Source organism: Pseudomonas kitaguniensis (assembly GCF_049199985.1).
GTDB lineage: Bacteria > Pseudomonadota > Gammaproteobacteria > Pseudomonadales > Pseudomonadaceae > Aquipseudomonas > Aquipseudomonas kitaguniensis.
In genome coordinates this window covers 168,258-175,517 of the sequence record NZ_JBLZPT010000009.1, presented here as the reverse complement: position 1 = coordinate 175,517, position 7,260 = coordinate 168,258, and the positions used below count along the sequence as shown (strand labels likewise).

The following is a 7,260-nucleotide window of genomic DNA, read 5'->3' as shown; positions in this document are numbered from 1 at the left end:
GTGGTGGCGAGCGGGCTTGCTCGCCACCACAGCCCTATCAGCCTGCATCGAAACCCACCACCGATCAGCGAATGTGTTTCGAAACTTGACTGACTTGGGTCGCTCCCTCATATTGATAGTTAGCAAACTAACTGTATGCGAACTGTCTTGTGCCTCAAACCCTCGAACAACTCCACATGAACCTCAGCAGCAGCATGGTGGTGGGCGCCCGTAATTGGCGCAAAATCTGCCAGACCACGCTGGTGAGCTACGGTATTTCCGAAGCCTGCGCCGTGCCGTTATTGATGATCGGCCGCTTGGGCGACGGTGTGCATCAAGTAAAAGTCGCCCAGGCCTCGGGAATTGAAAGCCCGTCGCTGGTGCGCTTGCTCGACCAACTGTGCAGCGGCGGTTACGTGTGCCGTACTGAAGACATTCACGACCGTCGCGCCAAGGCCTTGAGCCTCACCGCGCGTGGCCGAGAGCTGGTGCAAGCGGTAGAAGTGCAACTGGTGCGCCTGCGCCAGGACGTGCTGTCGGACATTGGTCGCAGCGATCTCGAAGCGGCGCTGCGCGTACTGCGGGCCTTTGAAGTGGCCGGGGTTGCAGCGTCTTGAACGGATTTTTCAGCGGCTTCCCGCCTGCCCGTGACTGGTTTTACGGCGTACGTACGTTCGCGGCGTCGATGATCGCGTTGTACATCGCCATGCTCATGCAAATGCCGCGTCCGTACTGGGCGATGGCTACGGTGTATATCGTCTCCAGCCCGTTTGTCGGCCCTACCAGCTCCAAGGCGCTGTACCGCGCCGTCGGCACTTTTATGGGCGCCGCGGCCGCGGTGATTTTTGTGCCGATGTTTGTGCAAGCGCCTTATGTGCTGGTGGTGGTGATTGCGCTGTGGACGGGCATTTTGCTGTTCCTGTCGATGCACCTGCGCACGGCGAATAACTACGCCTTGATGCTCGCCGGTTACACCTTGCCGCTGATCGCCTTGCCGGTGGTGGATAACCCGCTGGCGGTGTGGGATGTGGCCGAGGCACGCACCGAAGAAATCTTCCTCGGCATCGCGGTAGCGGCGGTGGTGGGCGCGATGTTCTGGCCGCGTCGGCTGATGCCGGTGTTCGATGGTTCGGTGGCCAAGTGGTTCGCCGATGCGCAGGTTTACAGCCAGCGCTTTTTGACGCGCAACGTGCAGCCGGAAGAGGTGAGCAACCTGCGCGGCGCCATGGTGGCGACCTTTAATACCCTGGAATTGATGATCGGCCAGTTGCCGCACGAAGGCGCGCGGCCGCAAACGGTGCGCAACACCAAAGAGCTGCGCGGGCGGATGATTCACCTGATGCCGGTGATCGATGCGCTCGACGATGCGGTGTACGCCGTCGAGCATCGTGCGCCGGAGTTTCTCGACCGCCTTGCACCGCTGTTGCAAGCGGCTGAGCAATGGCTTGCAAGCACCACCGAAAGCGCACCGCTGGAACGCTGGCGCGTGCTGCGTGACCAAGTCGACGCGCTGCAACCGGCCAGCGAAGCGCTGAACGACCGGCACACACTGCTGTTCTCCAACGCCCTGTATCGGCTGGGTGAATGGATCGACCTGTGGCAAGACTGCCGCAGCCTGCAGGCCGCGCTGCAATGCGAAAGCCAAGACACCTGGCGCGCGGTTTACCGCCACTGGCGCCTCGGGCGGCTGACGCCGTTCCTCGACCGTGGCCTGATGTTCTATTCGGCGTTTTCCACCGTCACCGCGATCATCGTCGCCTCGGTATTGTGGATTCTGCTGGGCTGGACCGATGGCGGCAGCGCGGTGATTCTGGCCGCCGTGGCGTGCAGCTTTTTTGCCTCGATGGACGACCCGGCGCCGCAGATCTACCGGTTCTTTTTCTGGACCGCCATGTCGGTGTTGTTCGCCAGCCTGTATCTGTTTTTGGTGCTGCCCAACCTGCATGATTTCCCCATGCTGGTGCTGGCGTTTGCCGTGCCGTTTATCTGCATCGGCACGCTCACCGTGCAGCCGCGTTTCTACTTGGGCATGTTGCTGACGCTGGTGAACACCTCGTCGTTCATCAGCATTCAGGGCGCCTATGACGCAGACTTCCTGAACTTCGCCAACGTCAACCTGGCCGGGCCGGTGGGCTTGCTGTTTGCGTTTGTGTGGACGCTGGTGGCGCGGCCGTTCGGCGCTGAGCTGGCGGCCAAGCGCCTGACCCGTTTTAGCTGGCGCGACATTGTCAGCCTCACCGAACCTGCGACCCTGGCCGAACACCGGCATATGGCCGCGCAAATGCTCGACCGCTTGATGCAGCACTTGCCGCGCCTGGCAATCATCGGCCAGGACACCGGCATCGCCCTGCGTGATTTGCGTGTGGCGCTGAACCTGCTTGATCTGCTCGCCTACTCGCCACGCATCCACGGCGTGCCACGCGTATTGCTCAACCAAGTGGTCGAGGGCGTTGGCGGCTACTTCAAGGCCTGCCTCAAAGCGGGTGAACGCTTGCCTGCGCCCAGCGGTCTGCTGATGACCCTCGACCGCACGCGTCGCGCGCTCAACGGCCAAGGCCTGCAAAACGAAGACGACAGCCGCCTGCATCTGTTGCACGCACTCGCGGGTTTACGCCTGTCGCTGCTGCCGGGCGTGGAATTTATTGGCGGCACCGAAATGCAAGCGCCGCTGCCTGATGGAGCGCCTTTATGATCGGTGACCTGGACATCAGCGGGGTGTTCCTGCCCACGTTGCTGGTGCTGATGGGCATTACGTATGTGCTGTTTCTGGTGGTGCACGGGCTGTTGACCCGCGTCCACTTCTATCGCCTGGTCTGGCACCGGGCATTGTTCAATGTGGGGCTCTACGCGCTGTTGTTGGGCGCGGTGGACTCACTCAGTCGATACCTCATGACATGAAAAAACCTTTTTTGACCATCGGCCGTGTCGTCCTGACATTGTTGATCGTGACGTTTGCGGTCGTCGTTGTGTGGCGCATGGTCATGTACTACATGTTTGCGCCCTGGACCCGTGACGGGCACATCCGTGCCGACATCGTGCAGATCGCCCCGGACGTGTCCGGGCTGATCCAGCAAGTCGACGTGCGCGACAACCAGCTCGTCGCCAAGGGCCAAGTGCTGTTTGCGGTTGACCAGGACCGCTTCAAGCTGGCCCTGCGCCAAGCGCAGGCCGCCGTGGCTGACCGCCAGGAAACCCTGGCCCAGGCCACTCGCGAGTACAAGCGTAACCGTGGCCTGGGCAATTTGGTGCCGAGCGAGCAACTGGAAGAAAGCCAGTCGCGCGTGGCCCGCGCTCAATCTGCGTTGGCCGAGGCGCAAGTGACGGTGGACGCCGCTCAACTCAACCTCGACCGCTCGGTGATCCGCAGCCCCGTGGACGGCTACGTCAACGACCGCGCGCCGCGCGCCCAGGAATTCGTGACGGCCGGGCGCCCGGTGCTGTCGGTGGTGGACAGCAATTCCTTCCACATCGACGGCTATTTCGAAGAAACCAAACTGGACGGGATTCACGTCGGCATGGCGGTGGATATTCGCGTGATCGGCGACAACGCTCGCCTGCGCGGCCATGTGCAGAGCATCGTCGCCGGTATCGAAGACCGCGACCGCAGCAGCGGTTCCAACCTGTTGCCCAACGTCAACCCGGCGTTCAGTTGGGTGCGCCTGGCCCAGCGGATTCCGGTGCGCATCGCCTTTGATGAGGTGCCGGCGAACTTTCGCATGATCGCCGGGCGCACGGCCACCGTGTCGATCATTGCCGACACGGCTACAGACGGAGAAAAACCATGAAACCCGCGGCGTTGCTGGCAACGGTCAGCTTGGGTGTGCTGCTGTCGGCCTGCCAAGCGGTTGGCCCGGATTATAAATTGCCGGAAAACGCCGCAATCAACCGTGACGACCTGCAAGGGCAGCTCGCGGGCGAGGGTAACAACGTGGTCTCTGCGCCGGTGCCTGCCGACTGGTGGAAGCTCTACAACGACCCGCGCCTGGATGCGCTGGTGCGCCAGGCCATGGCGTCGAACACCGACCTGCGGGTGGCCGCCGCCAACCTGCAACGCGCGCGCTTCCAGACCCAACAGGCGGAATCTGCGGGCGGTTGGAGCGTGGGTGCCAAGGCTGAAGCCCAGCGCCTGCAAGAGTCCGGCGAAGCCTATTTGCTCACGGAAAAAGTCCCGGTGGGCAACATCGGTGCCGCCAGCATCAGCACGTCCTACCAGTTCGACTTGTTCGGCACCTTGCAGCGCGGTATCGAAAGCGCCCACGCCAGTGCGGACGCGGCCCAAGCCGCCGCCGATACGGCGCGCATCACGCTGGTAGCCGATGTGGTGCGTTCCTACACCCAAGTCTGCGCGGCCAACGAAGAACTGGCGATTGCCAACGAGTCCCTCGGCCTGCAAGCGCAGAGCACCCAGTTGACCCAGCGCCTGCGTGACGCCGGGCGCGGTGACGAAACCCAGGTGACCCGTTCGCAAACCCAATACAAATCCTTGCGCGCCGACATGCCGCGCTACCAAGCGGCACGCCAGGCCGGGTTATTCCGCCTGTCGATGCTGTTGGCCACGCCGCTGGACCAACTGCCGCCAGGCACCGACAGCTGCGCAGAGCTGCCGCACATTGCCCAGTTATTGCCGGTGGGCGACGGCGCCACCTTGCTCAAGCGCCGCCCCGATGTACGCCAGGCCGAGCGCCAACTGGCCGCCGCCACCGCGCGTATCGGCGTGGCCACCGGCGCGTTGTACCCAGACATCAGTATCGGCGCCACCGTGGGCACCGTCGGCTTGCTTGACGACTTGGGCACGCCGGCGACCAATCGCTGGGGCTTTGGCCCGCTGATCAGTTGGACGGTGCCAACCAACGGCGCGCGTGCACGTATTCACGAAGCCGAAGCCGCCACCCAAGGCGCGCTGGCGCATTTTGACGGGGTGGTGCTCAACGCCATCCGCGAGACCCAGACCGGCCTGGCGCAGTACACCGCGCAGTTGCAGCGCCGGGATGCACTGGCCGATGCCGGTAACTCCGCCAAAGAAGCTGCGCAACAGACGCACCGTTTCTTCCAGGCCGGCCGCGCCTCATTCCTCGCCGACCTGCAAGCCACGCGCACCTACACCGACGTACGCGCGCAACTGGCGGCGGCGAACACTCAAGTTGCCATGAGCCAGATCAATCTGTTCCTGGCGTTGGGCGGCGGTTGGGAAAGCGCACGAGCGCAAGCGTCACCGCCCGGCAAACCCTGAGCCAATAGCGATGCTGCAAAAGGGGGTCCGCCTTGATGTTTTAGTCAGGCGGTCCGGTAGGCATTGGCTGAATAGCGCGTGGGAATTGTCTGGCGTGGCTACTGCCATGGGCCAAGAGCGTTACCCATTGGACGTCTGCGATCTGGAGGCCGTGACCTCGAATAATGCCGTTACACACCGTGAGTTTGAGGTGTTGGTGTACACCTGGACGGCGCGTTTGAAGCGTTTTGACCACCCGCTGGATGAGATCCAAACGCGGTACCCGTGAACCAACTGCCAGGCTGACCCCTCTGAAAAGCTGCGCCGTTCTCGGCCGCCAGTGCTAATCTTCCCCCGTTTTCGGCGGGCTTGAGCCAACCCTTTCGGGGTTCAAGGAAGACAGCCCACTTCTCACAGGATTTGATCAGGTCACTTCATGAATAAGCCAGCAGTCGTTCTTTTGGGTTTCGTTGTCGCCGTCGGCGTCGTCAGTGCAGGCGGCGCCTGGTACACCGGCAAGCAACTGGAGCCGGTGCTGCAAACCGCGATCCAGAACGCCAACAAGGAACTGCAAACGTCCATGGCCGGCACCGATGGCAGCTTGAACCTGGAGCTGGTGTCGCTGGACCGTGGCCTGTTCAGCAGTACCGCGCACTACCGCCTCAAAGGGCAGGGCAGTGTATTCGGCGACACCAACCCGAACCCGGAGCTGTTGTTCGTTGACCACATTGAACACGGCCCGCTGCCATTCTCGCGCCTGGTGTCGCTGAAATGGTTGCCGGTCATGGCCACCAGTCATTACGAGATGGAAAAAAACCCCACCACCGAAAAATGGTTCGCCGCCAGCAAAGACGTATCGCCGGTCAAAGGCGTGGCGAACATCGGCTATAACCGCTCGGTGAATGGCAATGTCGAATTGCTGCCCCTGGAAATCAAGGACGACAAGTCCTCGGTGAGCTTCTCCGGCGCCAACCTCGACGTCGACAGCAGCGCCGAAGGCCAGAAGGTCAAGGCCAGCGGCTACATGAACAGCCTTAAAGTCGCGTTGATCGACGCCAAAGGCGAGCCGTTCGAAGCCGAGCTGTCCGGCCTGACCGTGGCCAGCAACCTGGAAAAATCCACGTTCGGTTTCTACACCGGGCAAAACACCATTGAGCTGACCGACACCAAAGTCACCTTCGGCCCGCAGAAAACCGTGCTGACGCTCAAGGGCTTCGAGCAAAAAGACAGCAGCGAGGCCAAGGGCAACAACCTCGCAGGCCGCGTTGACTACAAGATCGACGAGATCGGTTATCAGGGCAAACCTGTTGGTTCGGCGGCCATGGCCGTGAGCATGAAGAACATCGATATTCCGGGCATGCTGGCACTGACCAAGCTGTACCAGGACAAGATGCAGCCCGTGCAAGCAGCTTCCGCTAACAACCAACCGATGCCTGAGTTGCAACTGACTGAAGCCGAGCAAACCCTGGCCGAGACCAACGTCAACCAAGTGCTGGCTGCCAAGCCGCAACTGGCGGTGGAAAACCTCTCGCTGAAAACCACCCATGGCGAAAGCAAATTCAACCTGGTTGTCGACCTGACCAAACCGGCATCGCTGGAACTGCCACCGGTTGAATTGGGCAAGCAGGCCATCGCGCTGCTGGACGCCAACCTGACCCTGTCCAAGCCAATGATCGGTGACGTGGCTGCCTTGCAAGCGCAGGCGGGTGGCGTGACTGACCCTAAAGCCATCGAGCAGCAATCGCAGATGGCCGCCGAGATGATCAGCGGCATGGCGGTCGGCACTCAGCTGGCAACGTTGGTGGGCACGGATGTGGTGTCCAAGCTGCATTACGCCAACAATGAAGTGACCTTCAACGGCCAAAAAATGACCGTTGAGCAATTCATTAGCCTGATGACGGCCAAGTTGGGTGCTGTGAGCGGCGCGCAGTAACGTTTCCTGCATCAAGCAAGCAATAAAGCGTGGGGGAGTGGGGTTGCCTGAGGCAGCGGCCGCTCCCCTTTCGTTTTTGTTCACAGGTTTCCCGCGACGTTGAGCGCCCCGGCAGGCTTGGCTAAAGGCCCCCGTTTCC

At 61.9% G+C, this 7,260-nt stretch carries 6 protein-coding genes and 1 pseudogene; all 7 read left to right on the top strand.

The window, feature by feature from the left end; all coding sequences use genetic code 11:
* The first annotated feature begins 176 nt into the window (after window positions 1–176).
* The 7 genes and pseudogenes from ACOZK9_RS14090 to ACOZK9_RS14060 all read left to right on the top strand — a co-directional run bounded on the left by ACOZK9_RS14090 (window position 177) and on the right by ACOZK9_RS14060 (window position 7,121).
* Window positions 177–596, top strand: a complete 420-nt coding sequence (locus ACOZK9_RS14090) for a MarR family winged helix-turn-helix transcriptional regulator (RefSeq protein WP_058413009.1) — start codon at window positions 177–179, stop codon at window positions 594–596.
* A complete protein-coding gene (locus ACOZK9_RS14085; protein ID WP_421556054.1) occupies window positions 593–2,671 on the top strand; it encodes an FUSC family protein in 2,079 nt (692 codons plus the stop codon). Before ACOZK9_RS14090 ends, ACOZK9_RS14085 begins: the two co-directional genes overlap by 4 nt.
* Entirely contained in the window at window positions 2,668–2,877 is a 210-nt protein-coding gene (locus tag ACOZK9_RS14080) for a DUF1656 domain-containing protein (RefSeq protein ID WP_012721577.1), read from the top strand. Before ACOZK9_RS14085 ends, ACOZK9_RS14080 begins: the two co-directional genes overlap by 4 nt.
* Window positions 2,874–3,764 (top strand): efflux RND transporter periplasmic adaptor subunit, encoded by an 891-nt coding sequence (locus tag ACOZK9_RS14075; RefSeq protein ID WP_122250138.1) that lies wholly within the window; start codon window positions 2,874–2,876, stop codon window positions 3,762–3,764. Before ACOZK9_RS14080 ends, ACOZK9_RS14075 begins: the two co-directional genes overlap by 4 nt.
* On the top strand, window positions 3,761–5,209 hold the full coding sequence (locus tag ACOZK9_RS14070) for an efflux transporter outer membrane subunit (protein ID WP_421556053.1): 1,449 nt from the start codon (window positions 3,761–3,763) through the stop codon (window positions 5,207–5,209). Before ACOZK9_RS14075 ends, ACOZK9_RS14070 begins: the two co-directional genes overlap by 4 nt.
* A 55-nt stretch (window positions 5,210–5,264) precedes the next feature.
* Window positions 5,265–5,477, top strand: a pseudogene (locus tag ACOZK9_RS14065) (NADH:ubiquinone oxidoreductase subunit N); the annotation flags it as partial.
* A 147-nt stretch (window positions 5,478–5,624) separates the two neighbouring features.
* Complete coding sequence (locus ACOZK9_RS14060; RefSeq protein WP_421556052.1) at window positions 5,625–7,121, top strand: YdgA family protein; 1,497 nt, start codon at window positions 5,625–5,627, stop codon at window positions 7,119–7,121.
* The last annotated feature ends 139 nt before the right edge of the window (window positions 7,122–7,260 follow it).